Annotated in this window: 18 protein-coding genes and 1 pseudogene; 10 read left to right on the top strand and 9 right to left on the bottom strand. The window is 70.9% G+C overall.

All coding sequences use genetic code 11. The features are described from left to right. Positions 1-73: 73 nt before the first annotated feature. Complete coding sequence (locus OUY22_RS20485) at positions 74-868, top strand: universal stress protein (protein ID WP_270156663.1); 795 nt, start codon at positions 74-76, stop codon at positions 866-868. On the opposite strand, the gene OUY22_RS20480 is transcribed toward OUY22_RS20485, so the two are convergent. Together OUY22_RS20480 and OUY22_RS20475 are read right to left on the bottom strand one after the other, a co-directional pair. Beyond that, positions 840-1,973 (bottom strand): glycosyltransferase, encoded by a 1,134-nt coding sequence (locus OUY22_RS20480; protein ID WP_270156662.1) that lies wholly within the window; start codon positions 1,971-1,973, stop codon positions 840-842. The two genes, OUY22_RS20485 and OUY22_RS20480, sit on opposite strands and share 29 nt — an antisense overlap. After that, positions 1,970-2,944, bottom strand: coding sequence for a glucosyl-3-phosphoglycerate synthase (locus tag OUY22_RS20475; RefSeq protein ID WP_270156661.1), 975 nt, complete (start codon positions 2,942-2,944; stop codon positions 1,970-1,972). Before OUY22_RS20475 ends, OUY22_RS20480 begins: the two co-directional genes overlap by 4 nt. A gap of 50 nt (positions 2,945-2,994) precedes the next feature. Here OUY22_RS20475 and OUY22_RS20470 point away from each other — a divergent pair, with 50 nt between their 5' ends. Further along, positions 2,995-3,999, top strand: coding sequence for a Gfo/Idh/MocA family protein (locus OUY22_RS20470; RefSeq protein ID WP_333486749.1), 1,005 nt, complete (start codon positions 2,995-2,997; stop codon positions 3,997-3,999). Continuing rightward, entirely contained in the window at positions 3,992-5,104 is a 1,113-nt protein-coding gene (locus tag OUY22_RS20465; protein ID WP_270156659.1) for a zinc-binding dehydrogenase, read from the top strand. The genes OUY22_RS20470 and OUY22_RS20465 overlap by 8 nt, the downstream gene beginning before the upstream one ends. A 9-nt stretch (positions 5,105-5,113) precedes the next feature. Here OUY22_RS20465 and OUY22_RS36940 read toward each other — a convergent pair. From OUY22_RS36940 to OUY22_RS20455, 3 genes and pseudogenes are all read right to left on the bottom strand, one after another. Continuing rightward, positions 5,114-6,292: pseudogene (locus OUY22_RS36940) on the bottom strand (MGH1-like glycoside hydrolase domain-containing protein); the annotation flags it as partial. Continuing rightward, positions 6,289-7,074 (bottom strand): sugar phosphate isomerase/epimerase family protein, encoded by a 786-nt coding sequence (locus tag OUY22_RS20460; protein ID WP_270156658.1) that lies wholly within the window; start codon positions 7,072-7,074, stop codon positions 6,289-6,291. The gene OUY22_RS20460 and the pseudogene OUY22_RS36940, both read right to left, overlap by 4 nt. Beyond that, positions 7,071-8,105 (bottom strand): zinc-binding dehydrogenase, encoded by a 1,035-nt coding sequence (locus tag OUY22_RS20455; RefSeq protein WP_270156657.1) that lies wholly within the window; start codon positions 8,103-8,105, stop codon positions 7,071-7,073. The genes OUY22_RS20460 and OUY22_RS20455 overlap by 4 nt, the downstream gene beginning before the upstream one ends. Before the next feature lie 474 nt (positions 8,106-8,579). Between OUY22_RS20455 and OUY22_RS20450 the strand changes: the two genes are divergently transcribed. From OUY22_RS20450 to OUY22_RS20435, 4 genes are read left to right on the top strand one after another with little or no spacing between them, the layout of a single operon-like run. After that, positions 8,580-9,947, top strand: coding sequence for an ABC transporter substrate-binding protein (locus OUY22_RS20450; RefSeq protein WP_270156656.1), 1,368 nt, complete (start codon positions 8,580-8,582; stop codon positions 9,945-9,947). Next, positions 9,944-10,858 carry a carbohydrate ABC transporter permease gene (locus OUY22_RS20445; protein ID WP_270156655.1) on the top strand — a complete coding sequence of 305 codons (915 nt, stop codon included), beginning with the start codon at positions 9,944-9,946 and terminating at the stop codon, positions 10,856-10,858. The genes OUY22_RS20450 and OUY22_RS20445 overlap by 4 nt, the downstream gene beginning before the upstream one ends. Next, positions 10,845-11,690, top strand: coding sequence for a carbohydrate ABC transporter permease (locus OUY22_RS20440; RefSeq protein ID WP_270156654.1), 846 nt, complete (start codon positions 10,845-10,847; stop codon positions 11,688-11,690). The genes OUY22_RS20445 and OUY22_RS20440 overlap by 14 nt, the downstream gene beginning before the upstream one ends. A 3-nt stretch (positions 11,691-11,693) precedes the next feature. Further along, positions 11,694-12,857 (top strand): ROK family transcriptional regulator, encoded by a 1,164-nt coding sequence (locus OUY22_RS20435; RefSeq protein WP_270156653.1) that lies wholly within the window; start codon positions 11,694-11,696, stop codon positions 12,855-12,857. Here OUY22_RS20435 and OUY22_RS20430 read toward each other — a convergent pair. Further along, entirely contained in the window at positions 12,850-13,617 is a 768-nt protein-coding gene (locus OUY22_RS20430) for a helical backbone metal receptor (RefSeq protein ID WP_270156652.1), read from the bottom strand. The two genes, OUY22_RS20435 and OUY22_RS20430, sit on opposite strands and share 8 nt — an antisense overlap. A gap of 103 nt (positions 13,618-13,720) precedes the next feature. Between OUY22_RS20430 and OUY22_RS20425 the strand changes: the two genes are divergently transcribed. Next, positions 13,721-14,506 carry an SAM-dependent methyltransferase gene (locus OUY22_RS20425; protein ID WP_270156650.1) on the top strand — a complete coding sequence of 262 codons (786 nt, stop codon included), beginning with the start codon at positions 13,721-13,723 and terminating at the stop codon, positions 14,504-14,506. Between the two features lie 49 nt (positions 14,507-14,555). Here OUY22_RS20425 and icmF read toward each other — a convergent pair whose 3' ends face one another. Then, positions 14,556-17,756: a fused isobutyryl-CoA mutase/GTPase IcmF gene (gene icmF, locus OUY22_RS20420; RefSeq protein ID WP_270156649.1), complete on the bottom strand. Its 3,201-nt coding sequence runs from the start codon at positions 17,754-17,756 to the stop codon at positions 14,556-14,558. A gap of 87 nt (positions 17,757-17,843) precedes the next feature. Here icmF and OUY22_RS20415 point away from each other — a divergent pair, with 87 nt between their 5' ends. Then, the gene (locus tag OUY22_RS20415) at positions 17,844-18,887 is read left to right on the top strand and encodes a glucose 1-dehydrogenase (RefSeq protein WP_270156648.1); all 1,044 of its coding nucleotides are present in this window, start codon (positions 17,844-17,846) and stop codon (positions 18,885-18,887) included. Between the two features lie 10 nt (positions 18,888-18,897). On the opposite strand, the gene OUY22_RS20410 is transcribed toward OUY22_RS20415, so the two are convergent. Both OUY22_RS20410 and OUY22_RS20405 read right to left on the bottom strand, forming a co-directional pair. After that, a complete protein-coding gene (locus OUY22_RS20410; protein WP_270156674.1) occupies positions 18,898-19,686 on the bottom strand; it encodes a CHAP domain-containing protein in 789 nt (262 codons plus the stop codon). Between the two features lie 160 nt (positions 19,687-19,846). Then, positions 19,847-20,617 (bottom strand): PP2C family protein-serine/threonine phosphatase, encoded by a 771-nt coding sequence (locus OUY22_RS20405; protein WP_270156647.1) that lies wholly within the window; start codon positions 20,615-20,617, stop codon positions 19,847-19,849. Between the two features lie 75 nt (positions 20,618-20,692). Between OUY22_RS20405 and OUY22_RS20400 the strand changes: the two genes are divergently transcribed. Then, a partial coding sequence (locus OUY22_RS20400; RefSeq protein WP_270156645.1) for an HsdM family class I SAM-dependent methyltransferase occupies positions 20,693-21,543 on the top strand: 851 nt, incomplete at its 3' end.

Raw genomic sequence — 21,543 nt, 5'->3', positions numbered from 1 at the left:
TTTCGCCTCCGTTTTGGTACAACGTTCGGCAACGAGGGCGTATTCCCAGCTCACAGCGGGTAAAGAGGCAGTCGTGATCGGAGAGCACGTGATCGTCGGCTATACCCACGACGCGGGCGGGCGGGAGGCGCTGGCCCTCGGCGCGGCCATCACCAGGGTCACCGGCGGCGAGCTCACGGTGGCCTCGATCTATCCGCCCGGCAGTCCTGGCGAGTCGGTCCAGGCCCAGGCGTACCTGGCGGAGGCGGGCGTGGCGCTGGAGAACGTCCCGTCGGAGTTCATGGCGTTCGAGAGCCGGGGCGCCGGGCGCGGGCTCGGGGTGCTGGCCGGCCGGATCAGGGCCGACCTGATCGTCGTCGGGTCAGCGGGCGGCGGTCAGCACGGGCGCATCGCGCTCGGCAGCACCGCCGCCCACCTGCTCCATCTGTCGCCGGAGGCGGTGATGGTCGCGCCGTCCGGCTACGCTCCGGTCGGCCGGTCGTCCAGGCTCACGCTCGCGTACGTGCACCGGCCGCAGTGTGACGAGGCGGTGGGGCGGGTGGCCCAGGCGGCGCTGCGCCTGGGCGTGCCGCTCCGGCTGATCACTTTCGACCTGCGCACCGACGACCCGGAGCGCATCCGCGACGATCTGGCGCTGGCGGTGCGGCTGGCCTGGGAGACCACGGGAATCGAGGCGGAGGCGGAGGTGGCCGAGGGGCACGACGTGGCGGCCGCGATGGAGACCGCCACGTGGCTGCCGGGCGAGCTGCTGGTCTGCGCCGCCAGCGAGGACGCCCAGCCGCACCGCGTCTTCATCGGCGAGCTGGCGATGAAGATGCTGCGCGCCTCCTCGGTCCCGGTCACCGTGCTGCCACGGGGCTTCTCCTGATCGCTCGCTCGTACAGCTCCAGATACTGCTCGGCCATGACGGCGGGTGAGAAGCGGCGGGCGGCCTCGCGGCGGCACTCGTCCGGGTCGATCTCGTCCACGCGGAGGATCCACTCGGCGAGTTCCTCCTCGGTGTCGGCGAGGAAGCCGGTGCGGCCGTGGTCGATGATCTCCGGCAGGCAGCCGCGGCGCAGGCCGATGGGCGGCACGCCCAGGGCGAGGGCCTCGACGACGGCGGTGCCGCCCGGTTCGTCCCACTGGATGGGGAACAGCGCCGCGCGGGCCGAGGCGTAGAGCCGGTCGCGCTCCTCGCCGCCGACGGAGCCGATCCAGGTCGCGCGTTCGCCGTCGAGGTACGGGGAGACCTGGTCGACGTGGTAGCGCACGTCCGGGTGGCCGAAGAGGGGGTGGGACGGGTCCTCGGCGACGCACTCCAGCTCGGCGGGGGTGGACAGGCCGCTGACCGGGCCGGCCAGGGTCAGCGGCAGGTCGAGCTTCTGGCAGACGCGGGCGGCGACGTGCTGGCCCTTGAGTCCGCAGACGCGGCCCAGGACGATGAGGTGTTCACCGCGCTCGACCCGCAGGCCGGTGCCCGCCAAGGGGGTGGCCAGGTGGACGGCGCCGAGCGACGACCGGCGCAGCGCCTCGGGGGCGCGGGCGAGCTGGGAGTGGGAGACGCCGTTGACAGCGATCTTGCTCGGGAAGGAGTCGTAGAAGGCCGCGTGCTTGCGCAGGTCCCAGTGCAGGGTGTGCAGGACGGGCGGGCCGTCCAGGGCGGCCAGCACGCCGGGGCCGACCACTTCCAGGTGGTCGTGGACGAGGTCGATGTCGCCGCGGCGGCGCAGTTCCTCGGCCACGCGCGCCTGGTGGGCGTGGGCGATGCCCATGACCTGGTTGTACGGCTTCTGCAGGTGCGGGAACTGGCCGTCGTCGTAGACGCTGATCAGCTCGTCCACCTCGATCGTGCTCGTCCCCACCGAGGCGAGCACCACGCGCACGCCGCGCGAGCGCAGTTCGGGGATCAGGGTGGCCACCACGTTCTCGATGCCGCCGTAGCCCGGGGGCGGCACCGGGAGCCAGGGGCCGGAGTTGAGCAGGATGTTCATGCCACGTCCTCCTCTAGGACCAGAGAGGCCAAGGGGGGTCGCTCTGCCACGGCCACGTCCACCAGGTCCGCCTGGCCGTCGAGACCGAACTGCAGCAAGGTGTGGGCGGGCGACTCGGAGGAGACCAGGCGTCCCTGGTTCTCCAGACGGGACCAGGCGGTGAGCATGATCTGCCCGGCCATCCGGCCGAGCGCCGGCACCGACTGGTGCGTGTGGGTGCGCACGCCCAGGTCGACCTGGGCCATCGCGTCGAGGCCGACGAGCTGCAGGAGGTCCACCAGCAGCCCGAACTCAACCCCGTACTCGGTGACGAAGGGGACCTGTTCCAGCACCTCGCGGCGGGCCGCGTACTCGCCGCCGAGGGGCTGGGCGAAGCCGGACAGCTCCGGCCAGAACATGTTGAGCAGGGGCCGGGCCACGAGTTCGGTCACGCGCCCGCCGCCGCCGCGGCGGGCCACCCCGTCGGGGCCGGTGTAGGGGCGTTCGTAGGCGCCCTTGACGAACTGGATGTCACGGTCGACCAGCAGCGGGCCGATCAGTCCCGAGACGAAGTGGGAGCCGAAGTCGTGCAGGTCGGCGTCGATGAACACGACGACGTCCCCGGTGGTGGCGGCCAGTCCCTTCCACAGGGCCTCGCCCTTCCCGGTCATGGGCGGCAGGTGAGGGAGCACCTCTTGCTGCGCGACCACGCGGGCGCCGGCGGCGGCCGCCCTGGCGGCGGTGGCGTCGGTGGACAGGGAGTCGACCACGACGATCTCGTCCACGAGGGGTGTCCGCTCCATCAGGTCGCGGCGGATCTCGGTGACGATGTCGCCCACTGTCGACTCCTCGTTCCGAGCCGGCAGCACCACGCTCACCGTGGTGGTTCCCTTGGCGAGGAGGAGAGCGTCGACCGGCCATTCGGCGGCCGTGCTGAAGTGGGGTCCATACCATTCCCGGACCCTGGCCAAGGTCCCCAAGTCTTTTTCCATGCAGTCAACCCCGATCTTTGAAGGTCAGGTCGGCGACATCTGCCCCCTTGATGACTCTTCGAACATGTTTGTTTGTTTTGCGAGTCTCGTGGGATAGGCCCGGTATGTCTCCCACTATCCGTGTGGGCATCGTAGGGGCAGGCAATGTCGCCGCCCGTCATGCCGACGTCCTATCAGGTTTCCCCGATGTAACGATCGCCGGGATCGCCGACACCGATCCCCATAGAGCCGAGGCGCTGGCCTCGAAGCACCGCTCCCCCGCCTATGGCAACCATGCCGATCTGCTGAGCGCCGGCGATCTGGATGCTGTGTACGTGTGCGTGCCTCCCTTCGCGCACGGTAACCCGGAACATGACATCTTGTCGTGCAATCTGCCGATTTTTGTGGAGAAGCCGCTCTCGCTGGACCTGGCCACCGCGGAGTCGATCGCCGACGAGATCGACCGGCGCGGGCTGCCGTCGGCGGTCGGTCACCACTGGCGCTACCTCGACATCCTCGACCGCGCCCGGGACCTGCTGGCCGACCGGCCGGTGCGGCTGGCCCTGGGCCACTGGCTGGACAAGGTGCCGCCGGTCGCCTGGTGGCTGAAGCCCGACATGTCGGGCGGACAGACCGTCGAGCAGGCCGTCCACGTGCTGGACCTGGCGCGGCTGCTCGTGGGCGAGGTGACGATGGTGCACGCGGTGCCCGCGGTCAACACGGTCGAGGGCGAGGTGGACCGGGCCACCGCCGCCGTCATGAGCTTCGCCGACGGCGCCGCCGGCCTGCTGGCCACCTGCAGCCTGCTGGACCGCAAGCACCGGGCCGGGCTGGAGGTGCACGCGGAGGGCATCGCGCTGGAGCTGAGCGAGACCGAGCTGGTCGTCGACGGCGGGGAGCGGGTGCGGGAAGGGGAACGGGCCAAGGTGGCGGTGGATCGCGCGTTCATCGACGCCGTCCAGGGTAAACAGGCCGACGTACGAGCCCCGTACCGGGAGGCGCTCAAGACCCACCGGCTGGCGCTCGCGCTGGCCCGGTCCGCACGCGAACGGAAGCCGGTGATGGTCGATGCGTGAGGTCGCGACGGTGCTGAGCATCGAGGCGCCCGGCGAGGTGACCCTGGTCGAGGAGAAGCTCGGCGAGGTGCCCGAGGGCGGCTTCCTGGTGGAGACCGTGCACAGCGGCGTGTCGGCCGGCACCGAGCTCACCTACGTCAAGGGAGACAACCCCTACCTGTCCTCGACCTGGGACCGCGCTCTCGGCCTGTTCCTGGAGGGCGCCCCGTCGATCGCCTACCCGGTGCGCGGCATCGGCTACATGCAGGTCGGCCGGGTGGCCGAGACCCGCACCCGGGCGGTGGCCGAGGGCACGCTGGTGGCCATGACCTACGGGCACCGCAGCGCCTACGTCGCCGACCCGATGCGCGACCGGTTCGTGCCGCTGCCGGCCGACCTCGACCCGTTGCTCGGCATCTACGTCGCCCACATGGGCCCCATCTGCGCCAACGGGCTGCTGCACGCCGCCGCCGACCTGTACGGCCCGGACGTGCACGACCTGGGCGACGGCGTGCGCGGGCGGCGGGTCGCGGTGGTGGGCGCGGGCGTGGTGGGCCTGCTGACCGCGTCGTTCGCGCTGTCGTACGGGGCAGCGGAGGTGGTGGTCGTGGACGAGACGCCGTCCAGGCTGGCGGTCGCCGAGGCGCTGGGGGCCGACACGATGGCCGTGGACGCCGACCCGGCGGTCGAGCTGAAGCGGCGCTGGCGGCACGGCCCCGACGACCGCGGCGCCGACGTGGTCTTCCAGTGCCGTGGCCAGGCCAGGGCGCTGGCCCTGGCGCTGAAGCTGCTCCGGCCCCAGGGTGTGGCGGTCGACCTGGCCTTCTACACCGGCGGCGCCCAGGAGGTGCGGCTGGGCGAGGAGTTCCACCACAACGGGCTCTCGCTGCGCTGCGCGCAGATCGGGCGGGTGCCGCGCGGCCTGGCGCACGCCTGGGACAGGGAGCGGCTCTCGCACGAGAGCATCGCCCTGCTCGCCGGGCGCGGGGAGCGGCTACGCCGGCACCTGATCACCGACGTGGTCGGGTTCGCGGAGGGGCCCCGCCTGCTGGCCCAGCTCGCGAGCCGTGAGCGGCACGCCCTTCAGGCCGTGCTCAGCCAGGACGTCCACGATCAGAGCGGCTGACCAGCTGAAGTCACCGCACCCGTGTCCCGCCAGGGTGAAGGGGTCGAAGTACTCGCGGAAGCCGGATCGGCCGACGGCGTTGACCATGCCGTTGGCGAGCCCGTCGGCCAGGTCGGCCCGCCGGTCCTTCAGCCCCTGCCACACCAGCCAGGCCACGTTGATCCAGCTCGGCCCGCGCCAGTAACACGCCGGGTCGAACTCGGCGGCCGCCGGGGAGTAGCTCGGCAGCACGCCGTTCTTCAGCCCGAACAGGTCCAGCCCGGTGCCGATCAGCGCGTTGGCCACGTCGCGGGGCAGGCCGGGCAGGATGAGCGGGGTCAGGCCGGCCGCGCTGGAGGAGCGGACCAGGCAGCCGGTGAGGGCGTCGCGGGGGTGGAACAGCCCGTCCTGGTAGAGGTGCTCGACCATGGCGGCGGTGATCCGCTCGGCCTCCGCGCGGTGCGGCGCGGGGTCGCGGCCGAGCACCGCCGCGATCTCAGCCAGGGCCCACTCGGCGCTCCCGTACGCGGCGTTGAAGAGCGGGTCCTCGACCTGGAAGGCGCACGCCCGGCGGTAGCCGGTGTCGCGGTAGGCGCGGGCGAGGGCGATGTAGCGCTGGTAGTCGCGGTCGGTGGGCCGCTCGGAGGGGTCGATGTGGCGCAGATCGCGGCGGCACACGCCGTCGGGCGTCGGCTCCACGGCGTTCAGCGGCAGGTCCCAGCTGGGGCTGTTGTCCATGCCGGATTCCCAGGGGTGCACGATCGAGACGAGCCCGTCGGGCCCGCGCCGCTGCGCGCGCAGGAACTCCTGCTGCGCCACCAGGCGGGGGTAGATCCGGGCCAGGAAGCCGGGGTCGGGCTCGGCCAGGTGGACCCGCCAGGCGGCCAGCGCGTGCACCGGCGGCTGCACGATGCCGGAGGTGGTCCAGCCGGACGGCGCGCGCACCGCCCAGAACTCGGGGCCGGGGAAGTAGGCGCCCTCCGGCACCGAGGGGTTGAACACGATGTGCGGCACCCTGCCGTCGCGCCACTGGGCGCCGAACAGGCTGAGCAGCTCCGTCCGGGCCCGCCGGGGCGACCAGCGGGCGTGGCCGATGGCGATGAAGGCGGAGTCCCAGCTCCACTGGTGGGGGTAGAGCGTGCGGGAGGGAACCGTGTAGCTGCCGTCCCAGTTGTCGATCAGGACGCGCAGCGCGTCGCGAAGGATCATAGGAACTTCCTGATGAAGGCTGCTGTCTGGGGGAGGACGATCTCGGGCTCGCCGCGCAGGCGGCATTCGAGCGCCAGGTAGCCGTCGTAGCCGACGGCGTCGAGGGCGGCCAGCTGGGCCGCCCAGTCGAGGTGACCGGTGCCGGGCTGGTTGCGGTTGGACTCGCTGATCTGCATGTGCGCGAGGTAGGGGGCGGCCTCCACCAGGGAACGGCAGGGGTCGTCCTCCTCGATGTTCATGTGGTACGTGTCGCCGACGACCCTGATCGCGTCCATCGCGCAGTACGAGACCGCCTCGCGCAGCGTGTTGACCATGTGGTTCTCGTACCGGTTGAGGGGCTCCAGCATGATCAGGACACCGTTGCGCTGGGCGTGCTCGCCGAGGATGCCCAGCGCCTCGGCCAGCACCTCGCGGTCCTCGTCGGCGCCGCGCGGCGGCGTGAACGGGGGCAGCCGGAGCGAGAACTGGCCCCATGACGCGGGGGTCATGACGCCGATGCCGCCCAGCTCCCCGATGACCGTCAGCTGGGAGCGCAGCTGCTGGATGGCGTCCTTGCGCTTGGCCGGGTCGAAGTCGCCGATGAAGTGCGGCATGTCGACGCAGACGGTCGGCATGACGACGCCGTCGGCGAGCGCGCGCTTCAGCTCGGTGAGCCGGCCCGCGAAGTGGAAGTCGCCCTTGCCCCGCAGCTCGATGGCGTCGAACCCGGCCTCGACGGCGAACGCGAACTTCTCCTGCAGGGACCGGCCCGGCAGGAGTTGCTCCTGAGCGGCGAGCTTCACTGTGACTCCTCGAAGGTGAAGACGAGCTGGAGCACCTCGGACTGGTGCTTGTCGATCAGGTCGAAGGCCGCGGGCGCGTCGTCGACGGGCACGAGGTGGGTGACGAGGCAGGCGACGTCGAGCTCGCCCCGGTGGACGACCTCCATGAACGTGCGCTGGAGCCGCTCGACGTCCCAGCGGTGGGACAGCCAGGAGGCGACGCCGCCGATCTGGGAGGAGATGAGCTGGACCTGGTTGTGGTGGAACTCCTCGCCGAGCCGCAGCCCGATCCCGTCGCCCTGGTAGAAGCCGGCCGCGACGACCCGCCCGCCCCGGCGCACGGTGCGGATGGCCTCCTGCAGGCCGAGGTGGCTGCCGCTGAGCTCGATCGCGGTGTCGGCGCCCTCGATCCGCTTGCGGGTGAACTCGGCGACCGAGCCGGCGCGCACGTCGAACGTCTCGGCCGCGCCGTACTTCCTGGCCAGCTCCAGGCGGCCGGGGATCGCGTCGGCCGCCACCACGCGGGCGCCGCTGAGCACGGCCAGCCGGGTGGCGAGCAGGCCGATGACGCCCTGGCCGAAAATGGTGATCTGGTCGCCGAGATGGATGTCGGCGGCGTGCACCGCGTTGAGCGCGATGGCGCCGACCCGGGCGAAGACCGCGTGCAGCGGCGTCGCGCCGGGCGGCAGCACGTGGCCGGCGAGCAGGGAGGCCGGGACGACGGCCTCGGCCCGGTGGCCCCAGATGCCCCAGACGACGCTGCCGACGGCGGGCTCGGCGACGTCGGGGGCCGCCTCCACCACCTCGCCGACCTCCTGGTAGCCCCAGCCGGACAGGGGGTAGGCGTGCGTGCGGCCGTCGAGGAACAGGCGTCGCTCGGTGTCCCACTTGCGGTTGAGGTAGGGGTTGGTGCCGCGGTAGGCGGTGAGCTCGGTGCCCGCGGAGACGCCCGAGTACATCGTACGGACCCGCACACTGCCGGGGACGAGCTCGGCGGGCGGCTCCAGGCCGACGGCGACGCGGCCCGGCTCTGGGAAGGTGATGACGCGCATAACCATCACTTACGCTTATGGATCAATCAAAAGTCACGGAATTAGTTCGGCTCCGCACACCATAGTCATGCGCGGATCACTCGAAAGTCTACGACTTCCGTATGAGAATTCGGAGCGAAAAGGGGTTTCAGTCACCGATTTCTGGAAAGCGACCTTACCTGCGTGTGACGTCAGGCAGCTCCAGGCGGGGGTGCCGGCCGCTTGTACCGGCCGAAACCGCTCCACATCGATGCCCGAAATCAGATCAGATGGAGCCTTTCTGCGTCGACCGCCGCGTCCGTCCGATACGAGGATTTCGCTGCCCACGGACCCACCCTTTGCCGCGGGTCGTCGCCGGAGGATCAAACGAGGGGCGGGCGAGGAACGGCGGTGAAGGGTCGGCATGGGTACAGACTGGTATCGGAATGGATACCTGGGCGTTGCTCGACGATCAATGGGTAAGTGGCCGCATATCCCCATCCGGAGGAGCGCGTCATGCCGAAGAAGGTAACCGCCGTCCTCTCCGCCGCACTGCTGTCGGCCGCGTGCCTGACAGCCTGCGGCGGCGGCAGCGAGCAGGAAGCCGGCAACAAGATCACGGTCTGGACCGAGGAGAACCTCGAAGACCGCATGGCCGTGCAGCAACAGATCATCAAGGAGTTCACCGAGCGGACCGGCATCCAGGTCGAGCTCGTGGGCGTGGCGGAGGACCAGTTCAGCCAGGTCATCACCTCCGCCGCGGCGGCGGGCGACCTGCCCGACGTGATCGGGGCGCTGCCCCTGGGCTCCGTCCGCGAACTGGAGGCCAACGACCTCCTCGACACCGAGACCCCTGGCAAGATCGTCGACCAGCTCGGGCGCGACACGTTCTCCGCCCGCGCGCTGGAGCTCACCACCGGCGACGGCAAGCTGCTGGCGGTGCCGAGCGACGGCTGGGCGCAGCTCATCCTCTACCGCAAGGACCTGTTCGAGAAGGCGGGCCTGGCGCCGCCCGACACCTACGAGGCGCTGGAGAAGGCCGCTGCCGAGCTCAACACCGGCGGCGTCGCGGGCATCACGCTCGCCGTCGCGCCGAAGGACTCCTTCACCGCCCAGAGCTTCGAGCACGTGGCGCTGGCCAACGGCTGCCAGATGGTGGACGACGCCGGCAACGTCACCCTCGACTCGCCGCAGTGCGTGAAGGCCTTCGACTTCTACGCGAACCTGGCCAAGAACCACTCGGTCAAGGGCACCCAGGACGTCGACTCGACCAGGGCGACGTACTTCTCCGGCAAGGCCGCCATGACCATCTGGTCGTCGTTCATCCTCGACGAGCTTGCGGGGCTGCGCAAGGACGCGCTGCCGAGCTGCGAGGAGTGCCGCGCCGACCCGGAGTGGCTGGCCGAGAACACCGGGGTCGTGACCGCGCTGAAGGGGCCCGACGGGAGCGAGCCCGCGCAGTACGGTGAGATCGTCTCCTGGACGATCATGCGGGACTCCGCGACCGACCCGGCGAGCCGGTTCGTCTCGTACATGATGAACGAGGGCTACGAGCGGTGGCTCGGCATGGCGCCGGAGGGCAAGTTCCCGACCCGGGAGGGCTTCGCGGAGAAGTGGAGCGGGCTGGAGGCCGGCGTCGACACCAAGAAGCCGCTGAGCGACGTCTACCCGCCCGAGGTGCTCGACGCGCTGCGCACCAGCCCGGAGACGTTCGGCCGCTGGGGCATCCCGCAGGGCCAGGGCAAGCTGGCCGGCGCCGTGATGGGCGAGCTGCCCGTGCCCACCGCGCTGAGCGCGGCGGTGGCGGGCTCGGTCACCGCCCAGGAGGCCGCGGCCCAGGCCAAGCGGGAGGTCGAGACCATCAAGCGCGGGATCCGCGAGTGAGGCGCGGGCGCACGCTGCGCGAGCAGGAGGGCCGGGCGGGGCTGGCGCTCATCTCCCCCACCCTGATCATCACGCTGGTCGTGGTGGTCGTGCCGCTGCTGTGGGCGATCATGCTGGCGTTCCAGGACGTCCGCCTGATCAACATCCGGCAGGCGGGCATCTTCGGCAACTACACGCTGGAGAACTTCACCTATGTGATCACCGAGCCGGGGTTCTGGTCCGCCCTGGTCAACACGCTGGTCTACACGGTGGCGGGCACCGCGCTGTCGATCGTGATCGGGCTGGTGACGGCGCTGGCGCTGCGCGACCGGTTCAAGGGCCGCACGATCGTGCGGGCCTCGATCCTGATCCCGTACGTGGCGCCGGTCGTGGCGGTGGCGTTCCTGTGGGAGACGATGCTCAACCCCCAGTACGGGATCGTCAACACCTGGCTGGACGAGCCGATCGCCTTCCTCACCCAGGCCAAGGGCACGTTCCTGGGCATCGAGGTGCCGGTGGCGCTGCTCACGGTGATCGCCTTCGAGGCGTGGCGCTACTTCCCGTTCGCCTTCCTGTTCATCCTGGCCAGGATTCAGGCGCTGCCGTCGGAGCTGGAGGAGGCGGCGGTGGTCGACGGGGCCACGCCGACCCAGCGGTTCCGTTATGTGATCATGCCGCAGCTCTGGCGGATCATCGCGCTGCTGTCGGTGCTGCGGTTCGTGTTCACGTTCACCAAGTTCGACGACGTCTACCTGCTCACCGGCGGCGGCGCCGGCACCGAGGTCGTCAGCGTGCGGGTCTACAACTTCCTGACCGCCCGCGACGACATCGGCGCCTCCGCCGCCCAGGCGATCGTGCTCGCCGTCGTGCTCGTCGTCTTCCTCGTCATCTACCTGCGGTTCTTCGGCGGAGGTGAGCGTGAGCAGGGATAGGTTCGAGCGGGCGCTGCTCAAGGTGCTGCGACCGATCGTGATCGCGGTGCTCTTCCTGATCACCGCGTTCCCCTTCTACTACATGGTCATGCTGTCGTTCCGGGACATCCAGGAGCTGATCCTGCAGCCCGGCTCCCTCTGGCCGCAGACCTTCACGTTCGACACGTACCTGAACGTGCTGGACAGGCAGGGGTTCCTGACCTTCATGCGCAACAGCGCGATCGTGGCCGTCGCGTCCGTGGCGGTCACCCTGCTGATCTCGATCCCCGGCGCGTACGCGGTGGCCCGGCTGAACTTCTTCGGCCGCCGCCAGGTGCACTTCCTGTTCCTGGCCGTCTATCTCTTCCCGGCGATCGTGCTGGCCATCCCGCTGTTCGTGCTGTTCACCATGCTCGGGCTGCGGGGCTCGCTGGTCGGCCTGATCCTCGTGTACATCGCGCAGACGGTGCCCGTCACGGTATACATGCTCCGCAACTACTTCGAGACCGTGCCGCAGAGCGTGGAGGAGGCGGCCGCGATCGACGGCTGCGGCCGGCTGACGACCATCTGGCGGGTGGTGCTGCCGCTGTCCAAGCCCGCGCTCATGGCGACCGGCCTCTACGCGTTCATGATCGCCTGGAACGAGTTCTTGTTCGCCCTGCTCTTCCTGGTGGAGAAGCGGGACAGTTGGACCGTCTCCCTTGGGCTCTCGCAACTCGCGGGAAGTATCGAGATCCCGACGACGGTGCTCATGGCAGGATCGGTGGTTCTGACACTGCCCATCGTGATCCTTTTCTTCGCCAGTGAGAGGTTGCTGACGGAAGGGCTCACGGCGGGAGCGGAGAAGGGATAGACCATGCTGACGGCAGGGCAGATCCTCCAGCTCATCCGCGATCGCACCTGCCGCACCCGCAAGGAACTGATCGAGTACACCGGCCTGTCCCGGTCGACCATCACCGACCGGGTGGACCGGCTGATCGACGCCGGGTACATCCACGAGTCCGGCGTCGGCGCCTCCGGGGGCGGGCGACCGCCCTCGGTGCTCGACATCGACGCCACCAGCCGCCTGGCGCTGGTGGCCGACCTCGGGGCCAGCCACGCCCGGGTCGCGCTGACCGACCTCGCGGCCCGGCCGCTGGCCGAGGAGCACATCGAGATGCGCATCGAGCGGGGCCCCGAGGCCGTGCTCACCTGGGTGCGGCAGGCGTTCCGGCGGCTGCTCGACCGCACCGGGCGACCGGCGGAGCAGATCTGCGGCATAGGCCTGAACCTGCCCGGCTCGGTCGACCAGACCTCCGGCCGGATGATCCGGTCGTTCCTCATGCCGGGCTGGGACGACCACCCGATCACGGAGGCGCTGCGCGCCGAGTTCCCGGTGCCGGTGCTGGTGGAGAACGACGCCAACGCGATGGCCCTGGGCGAGTGGTGGTCGTCGTGGCGCGACTGCGCGTCGCTGGTCCTGGTCAAGGTGTCGACCGGGATCGGCACCGGCATCGTGCTGGGCGGCCGGATCTACCGGGGCGTCGAGGAAGCGGCCGGCAACCTGGGCCACGTCCGGCTGTTCGAGACCGACGACCGGGTGTGCACCTGCGGCTCGCGCGGCTGCGTGGCGTCGCTGGCCAGCGGCCACGCCATGGCCGCCGACCTGGGCCGGCACAGCAGCCGCGACGTGGTGCGGCTGGTGCAGACCGGCGACCCGGCGGCCATCGCGCGGGTCCAGGAGGGCGGGCGGACGCTGGGCATCGTGCTGGCCACCGCGGTCAGCCTGCTGAATCCCGGCGTGCTGGTGCTGGCCGGAGACATGGCCGAGACCGGCGAGCACTACCTGACGGGCATCAGGGAGAGCGTCTACCGCAGGAGCCTGCCGTACACGACCCGCAACCTGGAGATCGTCAACAGCTCGCTGGGCGACCGGGCGGGCATCGTGGGCACGGCGGTGATCGTCATGGAGCACGTGCTGTCGCCCCGGGCCGTCGACGCGGCGCTGGCCGCCAGGCCGCGCACGGACGCCGTCACCTGAGCGCCCGCTCCAGCTCCGCCCTGGCGGCCACGAGCGAGGGCCCGTACCAGGTGAGCAGCCGGCCGCCGACCGGCACGCAGCGCAGGCCGGGGAACGACTCGGGGCCGTCGGTACGGCTGAACGCGTACGGCTCGTCCGGCAGCACCACCAGGTCGGGGCGGGCGCCGGCGAGCTCGGCGAGCGGGATCCTGGGATAGCGCTCGGGGTGGCCGGCGTACAGGTTGTCCACGCCCAGCCGGGCGAGCACGTCGCCGGTGAAGGTGTCGCGGCCCACCACCATCCAGGGGCGGCGCCAGATCGGGACGATCGCCGTCCGTCTCGGCCCCCGGTGCGGCTCGCGCCAGACCTCCCCGGCTCTGACCAGCCACGGCGGGACCTCGACGCGGCAGGCGTCGGCGAACATCCGGGCCAGCGAGGCGAGGGCCTGGTCGAGGGTCTCGATCCTCGTCACCCAGACGGGCAGGCCGGCCGCGCGCAGCGCCTCCAGGTCCGCGGGGCGGTTCTCCTCGGCGTTGGCCAGCACGAGGTCCGGGTCCAGCCGCCTGATGACGTCCAGGTCGGGGTTCTTGGTGCCCCTGACCCGGGTCACGTCCAGGCCGGGCGGGTGCGCGCACCAGTCGGTGGCGCCGACCAGGGCTCCCGGCAGGGTGGCGGCGACCGACTCGGTGAGCGACGGGACCAGCGAGACGATCCGGGAAACGGTGGCCGGGACCGGGACCGGGGTGCCGGTGTCGTCACACACCGCAGCAGGGTCACGCATGAAGCCGGGCATTGTCCCCACAATTGACGTTACTGGTGTCTAGAATCTTGGAAAGAGTTTCTCATCTTCGGATGTGGGGGGCCGACGATTGGAGCCGGAGTCCGTGGGTTTCGATCCGAACACGCCCAACGTCGCCCGGATGTACGACTACTACCTGGGCGGCAAGGACCACTTCCCCGCTGACCGGGAGGCGGCCGAGCAGATCCTGCGCATCGTGCCGGAGGCGAGGCTGGCCGCCCGGGCGAACCGGGCGTTCCTCGGCAGGGCCGTACGCCATCTGGCCGGCCTGGGCATCCGGCAGTTCCTCGACATCGGGACCGGCCTGCCCAACCAGGGCGCCGTGCACGAGGTGGCCGACAGCGTCGCCGGCGGCAGCCGGGTGGTCTACGTCGACCTGGACCCGGTGGTGCTGGTGCACGCCAGGGCGATGCTCGACGGCGAGGACAAGGTGGCCGTCCAGGGCGACCTGCGCAAGCCTCAGGAGATCCTCGACCACCCGGACGTGCGCAAGGTCCTCGACTTCCGCCGGCCCGTCGCCGTCCTGCTGGTCGCGGTCATGCACTTCGTGCAGGAGTCGGAGAACCCGCGCGAGATCATCCGCACCCTGCGTGAGGCGATGGCCCCCGGCAGCTACCTGGTGCTGAGCCACGGCGTCAGCGAGTCCCGGCCGGACGCCGTGGCCGAGGGCACCGAGGTCTACAGCAAGGCCACCTCGCCGCTCGTGCTGCGCGACCGCGCCGGGATCGCCGCCCTGTTCGAGGGGTTCGAGCTGCTGGAGCCCGGCCTGGTGTGGCTGCCGGAGTGGCGGCCCGGCGACGGTGACACGATCGACTTCATCGACGACCCGTCCGCGTCGCTGGGCCTGTGCGGCGTCGCCAGGAGAAACTAGCCGCCCGGACGACACCGGCCGTCCGGGCGAGCCTCCTCTCCCGGCAGGACTAGACGTTGCGGCGGTACTGGCCGCCCGCCTCGAAGAGCGCCTCGGTGATCTGGCCGAGCGAGCACACGCGGGCCGCGTCCATCAGCACCTCGAAGGCGTTGCCGTCGGACATCGCCACCTCGCGCAGCCGGGCCAGCGCGGCCGGGGCCTCGTCGCGGTGCCGCTCCTGGAAGGCGTGGAGCCGCTCCAGCTGCGAGCGCTTCTCGTCCTCGGTGCCCCGGGCCAGCTCCAGCTTGTGCGGCACGTGCTCGTCGCCGCCGTTGCGGAACGTGTTCACCCCGATGATCGGCAGTGACCCGTCGTGCTTGCGCGTCTCGTACAGCATGGACTCGTCCTGGATCTTGCCGCGCTGGTAGCCGGTCTCCATCGCGCCGAGCACGCCGCCCCGGTCGGACAGCCGCTCGAACTCGCTCAGCACCGCCTCCTCCACCAGGTCGGTCAGCTCGTCGATGATGAACGAGCCCTGCAACGGGTTCTCGTTGCGCGCCAGGCCCCACTCGCGGTTGATGATGAGCTGGATCGCCATCGCCCGGCGCACCGAGTCGGCCGACGGGGTGGTGACGGCCTCGTCGAAGGCGTTGGTGTGCAGGCTGTTGCAGTGGTCGTAGACCGCGATCAGGGCTTGCAGGGTGGTGCGGATGTCGTTGAAGTTCATCTCCTGCGCGTGCAGCGACCGGCCCGAGGTCTGGATGTGGTACTTGAGCTTCTGCGAGCGCTCCCCCGCGCCGTACCTCTCCCGCATGGCCACCGCCCAGATGCGCCGGGCCACCCGGCCGAGCACGCTGTACTCGGGGTCCATGCCGTTGGAGAAGAAGAACGACAGGTTGGGCGCGAAGTCGTCCACGTCCATGCCGCGCGCCAGGTACGCCTCCACGTAGGTGAAGCCGTTGGCCAGGGTGAAGGCGAGCTGGCTGATCGGGTTCGCGCCGGCCTCGGCGATGTGGTAGCCGGAGATCGACACCGAGTAGAAGTTGCGGACCCGGTTGCGGATGAACCATTCCTGGATGTCGGCCATCATCCGCAGCGAGAACTCGGTGGAGAAGATGCAGGTGTTCTGGCCCTGGTCCTCCTTGAGGATGTCGGCCTGCACGGTGCCGCGCACGGTGGACAGCGTGCCGGCGCGGAGCGCGGCGGCCTCCTCCTGCGAGGGCTCGCGGCCGTGCTCCTCGCGGAAGCGGTCGAGAGCCTGGTCGAGGGCGGTGTTGAGGAAGAAGGCCAGGATCGTCGGGGCGGGGCCGTTGATGGTCATCGACACGGACGTGTTGGGCGCGGAGAGATCGAAGCCGTCGTACAGCACCTTCATGTCGTCGAGCGTCGCGATCGACACCCCCGAAGTCCCGACTTTTCCGTAAATATCGGGGCGCAGGTCGGGGTCGTTCCCGTACAGCGTCACCGAGTCGAACGCGGTCGACAGCCGGGTCGCCGGCTGGCCCTCCGACAGCAGCTTGAAGCGCCGGTTGGTGCGGAACGGGTCGCCCTCGCCGGCGAACATCCGCGTGGGGTCCTCGTCCTCGCGCTTGAACGGGAACACGCCCGCGGTGAACGGGAACCGGCCGGGCAGGTTCTCGGCCCGCAGCCAGCGCAGCAGCTCGCCGTGGTCCTCGAAGCGGGGCAGCGCGACCCGGGGGACCCGATTGCCGGACAGCGTCTCGCGCCAGAGCGGGGTGTGGATCTCGCGGTCGCGCACCCGCACGACCAGCTCGTCCGCGCTGTAGCGGGCCCTGGTCTCGGGCCAGTCGTCCAGCAGCGCCCGGCTCTCCTCGGTCAGCTCGCGCTCGGCCTCGGCGCTCAGCCGCGCCAGCCGCTCGTCCTCCTCGCCGAGCAGCGCCCGCACGGCCTCCAGCTGCTGCCGCCGGCGCGCCACCTCCGCCTGGGCGCGGGTCTCCTCGTGGTACGCGCGCACGGTCTCGGCGATCTCGGCCAGGTAGCGCACCCGGGACGGCGGCACGATGGCCGCGGACGCCCGCGAGGTGCGGCCCTCGACGGGGGCCAGCAGGCCGGGGCCCGCCTGCAGCCCCTTCTCCGTGAGCAGGCCCTTGAGGTGGTGGTAGAGCGCGGTCACGCCGGCGTCGTTGTAGCGGGCCGCGATCGTGCCGAACACCGGCATGTCGTCCGGGCTGACCCCGAACGCCGCCCGGTTGCGCACCATCTGCCGGCGCACGTCGCGCAGCGCGTCCTCGGCCCCGCGGCGCTCGAACTTGTTGATCACCACCGCCTCGGCGAAGTCGAGCATGTCGATCTTCTCCAGCTGGGAGGCCGCGCCGAACTCCGGCGTCATGACGTAGATCGGTACGTCCACGTGCGGCACGATGCCGGCGTCGCCCTGCCCGATGCCGGGCGTCTCGACCACGACCAGGTCGTAGCCGGCGGCCCGGCAGGCGGTGATCACGTCGTCGAGGCAGGCGGGCACCTCGCTGGGGCCTCCCCTGGTGGCGAGCGAGCGGAAGTAGGTCTGCGGGCCCAGGCTGTTCATCCTGATCCGGTCGCCGAGCAGCGCGCCGCCGCCGCGCCGGCGGGTCGGGTCGATGGCGATGACCGCGATCCGCAGCTTGTCGTCGTTGTCCACCCGGAACCGGCGGACCAGCTCGTCGGTGAGCGAGGACTTGCCCGACCCGCCGGTGCCGGTGATGCCCAGCACGGGGGCCGTCCTGCCGGCCGCGCGCAGCCCCTGGACCAGCTCCGCGGGGGCGCGGCCGGACTCGATGAGCGTGATCGCGCGGGCCAGCGCCGCCTGGTCGCCGGAGACCACGGCCTCCACCGACGGGGCGCCTTCCAGCTCGACGTCGCACTCCTCGATCAGCTTGTTGATCATGCCGGGCAGGCCGAGGCGCTGGCCGTCCTCGGGCGAGAAGACCCGCGCGACGCCCCGGGAGTGGAGCAGCTCGATCTCCTCGGGCACGATCACGCCGCCCCCGCCCCCGTACACCCTGATGTGACCCGCGCCGCGCTCGCGCAGCAGGTCGACGAGGTAGCTGAAGAACTCCACGTGGCCGCCCTGGTAGGAGCTGATCGCCACGCCCTGGACGTCCTCCTGGATGGCGGCGGTGACGATCTCGTCCACCGACCGGTTGTGGCCCAGGTGGATGACCTCGGCTCCCTGCGTCTGGAGGATCCGCCGCATGATGTTGATCGCCGCGTCGTGACCGTCGAACAGGGCCGCCGCCGTCACGAAACGTACGGGATGGACCGGAACATGCACGCTTGCTCACTCCCTAACCGGTGGGCCTGCCTCGAAGATACTAGGACGTCCTACTATTTCCCAGACTTCCCTGGGTAGGGGTGACTCATGCGTGCCATCACCCTGGTACCGGGCAAGCAGGGCACTCTCGGCCTGACCGAGGTGCCCGATCCGCGGCCGGGCCCCGGCGAACTGCTCGTCCAGGGGCTCGCCCTGGGCGTCTGCGGGACCGACAGGGAGCTGGTCTCCGGCGAGTACGGCTTCCCCGGGGGCGGGCCGATGGTCCTCGGGCACGAGTCGCTGGGCCGGGTACTCCAGGCGCCGGACGGGTCCGCGTTCTCGCCCGGCGACCTGGTCGTGGGCGTGGTCCGCCGGCCCGACCCGGTGCCCTGCGGAGCCTGCGCCAGGGGCGAGTTCGACATGTGCCGCAACGGCGAGTACACCGAACGCGGCATCAAGGGGCGCGACGGGTACGGCAGCGAGCGCTGGACGGTCGAGGCCGGGTACGCAGTCCGGGTCGACCCGGCGCTGGGCATGCTCGGCGTCCTGGTCGAGCCCGCCTCGGTGCTCGCCAAGGCGTGGGAGCACATCGAGCGGATCGGCTCGCGGGCCTGGTTCCAGCCGGAGAGGCTGCTCGTGACCGGAGCCGGGCCGATCGGCCTGCTGGCGGCGCTGATGGGCCGGCAGCGAGGGCTGGAGGTGCACGTCATGGACCGGGCGGCCAGCGGCCTGAAGCCCGAGCTGGTCGCCGGCCTGGGCGCCACCTACCACCAGGGCGGCGACCTGGACGCGGTCGGCGGCTACCTGCCCGACCTCATCATCGAGGCGACCGGCTCGGGGCCGCTCATCTTCCAGGCCATGCTGAGCACGGCCTCGGCCGGCATCGTCTGCCTGACGGGCGTCTCCAGCGCCGGCCGTCAGGTGCGGGCGGACGCGGGGCTGATCAACCGCGACATCGTGCTGGAGAACGACGTCGTCTTCGGCACCGTCAACGCCAACCTGCGCCACTACAGGGCCGCCGCGACGGCCCTGGGCGAGGCGGACCGTTCCTGGCTGGACGCCCTGATCACCCGGCGGCTGCCGATGGAGGAGTTCGGGGCGGCCTTCGACACGGGCGAGCACATCAAGGTCGTCATCACCCTGGAGGTCTGACGGCCGCGGCTCAGGACTCGCGGTCGTAGGGCCGGCGACGGCGGGGCGCGCCGACGGGGACCGACTCGCGCGCGGGCGGTCCCGGCTGGGGCGGCACCGGGTCGCGCATGACGTACTGGGGTCCGATCCGCTCGATCTCGGGCTGGGCCGATGGCGCGTTCCAGGGGCGGGGACGGACGCGGCGGCGGCCCGCGAGGCGGAAGGCGACCACCACGGTGGTGACCACCATGATGAGCAGCAGCGCCACCGGCGTGCCGATCACGTCGAGCGGGTTGCTTCCGGGTTTGTCGGCCCGCTCGCGCAGCGGGAACGGCTGCTCGGTCTCCCGGATCTCGATCCGCTCGGCGTTGGCCTTGACGACGCGCGGCAGCCCGTAGCCCACCACCTTGTCGGTGTCGCGGACCTTGCGCTTGAGCCACACGCGGTCGACGTTCGCCTCGATGGTGTGGATCTTCCCGCCCACGACCCGCTCGACGACGCCGACGTGGTCGATGCCCTTGTAGCTCTCGCCGCCCTTCCAGTCGAAGAACACCAGAGCCCCCGGCTCCGGCTTGCGCGTCCAGGCGTCCTGCTCGATGAACCAGACGGCGTGGGACGGGGTCCAGGCGAACTGCCCGACGTACTCGGTGAGGCCCGCCTTGTCGGCCGCCCAGGCGAGGAACATGTCACACCACGGCGCGTTCTTGTACTGAGGATCGTCGACGCGCTCGGCGTACCAGTGGCCGAACTTGGTGTGCTGGCCGTTCTTCTCCCGGTAGCCAAGTTCCTTTCGGACCGTTTTGAGTAACTTATCCGCAATCGGGTCCAGCTCGACTCCCCCCAGAGGCGTGACGGATCACGATGGACTGTAATCGCGGCGTCGCGAACGTGCGCGTGACACCCGGAAAATGTCAAGCTATGAGGCGATATTTCCGTACTGGGGCTGAAGGGGACAGTGAGGCAGGAGGGATCCGACGGTGTTACGCTCCTGCCCCGACCCGGTAGATCTGGTCGTCCCCCGCTCCGGGGGCCACGACGTCGGCCACGATGACGGTCACGTTGTCCGGCGAACCTCCCTCGTTCGCCAGATCGATCAACCGCTGGACGGCCGCCGCCGGGTCTGCCACCGTGGTCAGCACTTCGTGCAGGACCTCGGGACCGAGCACCGTCGTGAGCCCGTCCGAACAGAGGAGGTAGCGGTCATCAGGGTCGGCCTCGCGCAGCGCCAGGTCGGGCTCCGCCCGGCCCTCGCTGCCCAGCACCCGCAGCACCATCGAGCGCCGCGGATGGACCGCGGCCTGGTCCTCGGTGATGCGCCCTTCGTCCACCATCGACTGCACGAGCGTGTGGTCCTTGGTCATCTGGTAGAGCGCGCCGTCGCGAAGCAGGTAGCCGCGGGAGTCGCCCAGGTGGGCCAGCGCGAACCGGTAGCCGTCGAAGAGCATCGCGGTCACCGTCGTGCCCATGCCCCGGCGGGCCGGGTCGATCGCGGCCAGCTCCACCAGCCTGCGCCCCGCCTCACGGACCGCGCCGTCGAGCGCCGCCTCCAGGTCGCTCCCCGTGTCGGGAAGCGTGGCGTCGATCTCGCGCATGACGGCGATCGCCGCCGCGCTCGCCAGCTCTCCGGCCGCATGCCCGCCCATTCCGTCAGCCACCACGAGCAACCGGCCGCTCGCGTATCCGGAATCCTCATTCTGCTCCCGGCGGCGGCCCACATCTGATCCGGCGGCATAGCGGATGTTGTGCTTCATACACCGCAGTAAATCACTGGTTGAAAGACTTCACAAGCAGATGCGCTGAAGACTCGGTTGAACTAGGGTGACCTCATGAGCCACGACCCGACCCTGAACGCCGGGGACATCGCCCGGCTCGCCGGTGTCGGGCGTGCCGCCGTCAGCAACTGGCGCCGACGCCACGAGGACTTCCCCGTGCCCATCGGCGGCACGGCCAATCAGCCGCTCTTCTCGCTCCCGCAGGTCGAGGAGTGGCTGCGCCGCTATGGGAAGTCCTACCAGGTGTCCCTGGGAGATCGGGCGTGGCAGCGCCTGAAAACCGCCGGCGATTTGCGCCTCGGCGAGGCCGTGGCCCAGGCCGGCGCCCTGCTGACCTCGGACGAGAGCGATCTGGAGCCTGAGCAGGCGGAGCTGGTGTCGGAGCTGGCCGAGCGTCACGGCGCGCTGACGGCCTACGAGTTCCTCGTCGAGCGCTACCTGGAGGCCCACTCCCGGCAGCTCTCGGTCACCCGCGACGACGTCGCCGAGCTGATGGTCACCCTCGTCGGCGACGCCCGCACCGTCCTCGACCCCGCCTGCGGGGTGGGCACCCTGCTGCTGCACGCCGCGACCGGTGACGGGCGCCGGCTGCTCGGGCAGGAGCTGAGCGAGAGCTCCGCCTCGATCGCGGCCACGCGGCTGCGGCTGCGCGGCGCCGACGCCACGATCACGGCCGGCGACGCCATGCGGCACGACGCCTTCGCCGGGGAGCCGGCCGACGCGGTCGTGTGCGACCCGCCGTTCAACGAGCGCGCCTGGGGCTACGAGGAGCTGGTCGGCGATCCCCGGTGGGCGTACGGGCTGCCGCCGCGCGGCGAGCCGGAGCTGGCCTGGGTGCAGCACTGCCTGACCCACGTGCGGCCCGGCGGCCTGGTCGCGATCCTCATGCCGCCCGCCGCCGCGAG

This window comes from Nonomuraea corallina (genome assembly GCF_027620315.1).
GTDB lineage: Bacteria > Actinomycetota > Actinomycetes > Streptosporangiales > Streptosporangiaceae > Nonomuraea > Nonomuraea corallina.
The sequence above is the reverse complement of the archived record's forward strand: the minus strand, read 5'-3'. Positions and strand labels throughout refer to the sequence as shown.

Coding starts and splice junctions, on each gene's coding strand:
- OUY22_RS20455 (WP_270156657.1), bottom strand. CDS start 8,105: ATGCGCGTCATCACCTTCCCAGAGCCGGGCCGCGTCGCCGTCGGCCTG.
- OUY22_RS20470 (WP_333486749.1), top strand. CDS start 2,995: ATGACTCTTCGAACATGTTTGTTTGTTTTGCGAGTCTCGTGGGATAGG.
- OUY22_RS20415 (WP_270156648.1), top strand. CDS start 17,844: ATGCGTGCCATCACCCTGGTACCGGGCAAGCAGGGCACTCTCGGCCTG.
- OUY22_RS20450 (WP_270156656.1), top strand. CDS start 8,580: ATGCCGAAGAAGGTAACCGCCGTCCTCTCCGCCGCACTGCTGTCGGCC.
- OUY22_RS20465 (WP_270156659.1), top strand. CDS start 3,992: ATGCGTGAGGTCGCGACGGTGCTGAGCATCGAGGCGCCCGGCGAGGTG.
- OUY22_RS20405 (WP_270156647.1), bottom strand. CDS start 20,617: ATGAAGCACAACATCCGCTATGCCGCCGGATCAGATGTGGGCCGCCGC.
- OUY22_RS20430 (WP_270156652.1), bottom strand. CDS start 13,617: ATGCGTGACCCTGCTGCGGTGTGTGACGACACCGGCACCCCGGTCCCG.
- OUY22_RS20475 (WP_270156661.1), bottom strand. CDS start 2,944: ATGGAAAAAGACTTGGGGACCTTGGCCAGGGTCCGGGAATGGTATGGA.
- OUY22_RS20435 (WP_270156653.1), top strand. CDS start 11,694: ATGCTGACGGCAGGGCAGATCCTCCAGCTCATCCGCGATCGCACCTGC.
- OUY22_RS20480 (WP_270156662.1), bottom strand. CDS start 1,973: ATGAACATCCTGCTCAACTCCGGCCCCTGGCTCCCGGTGCCGCCCCCG.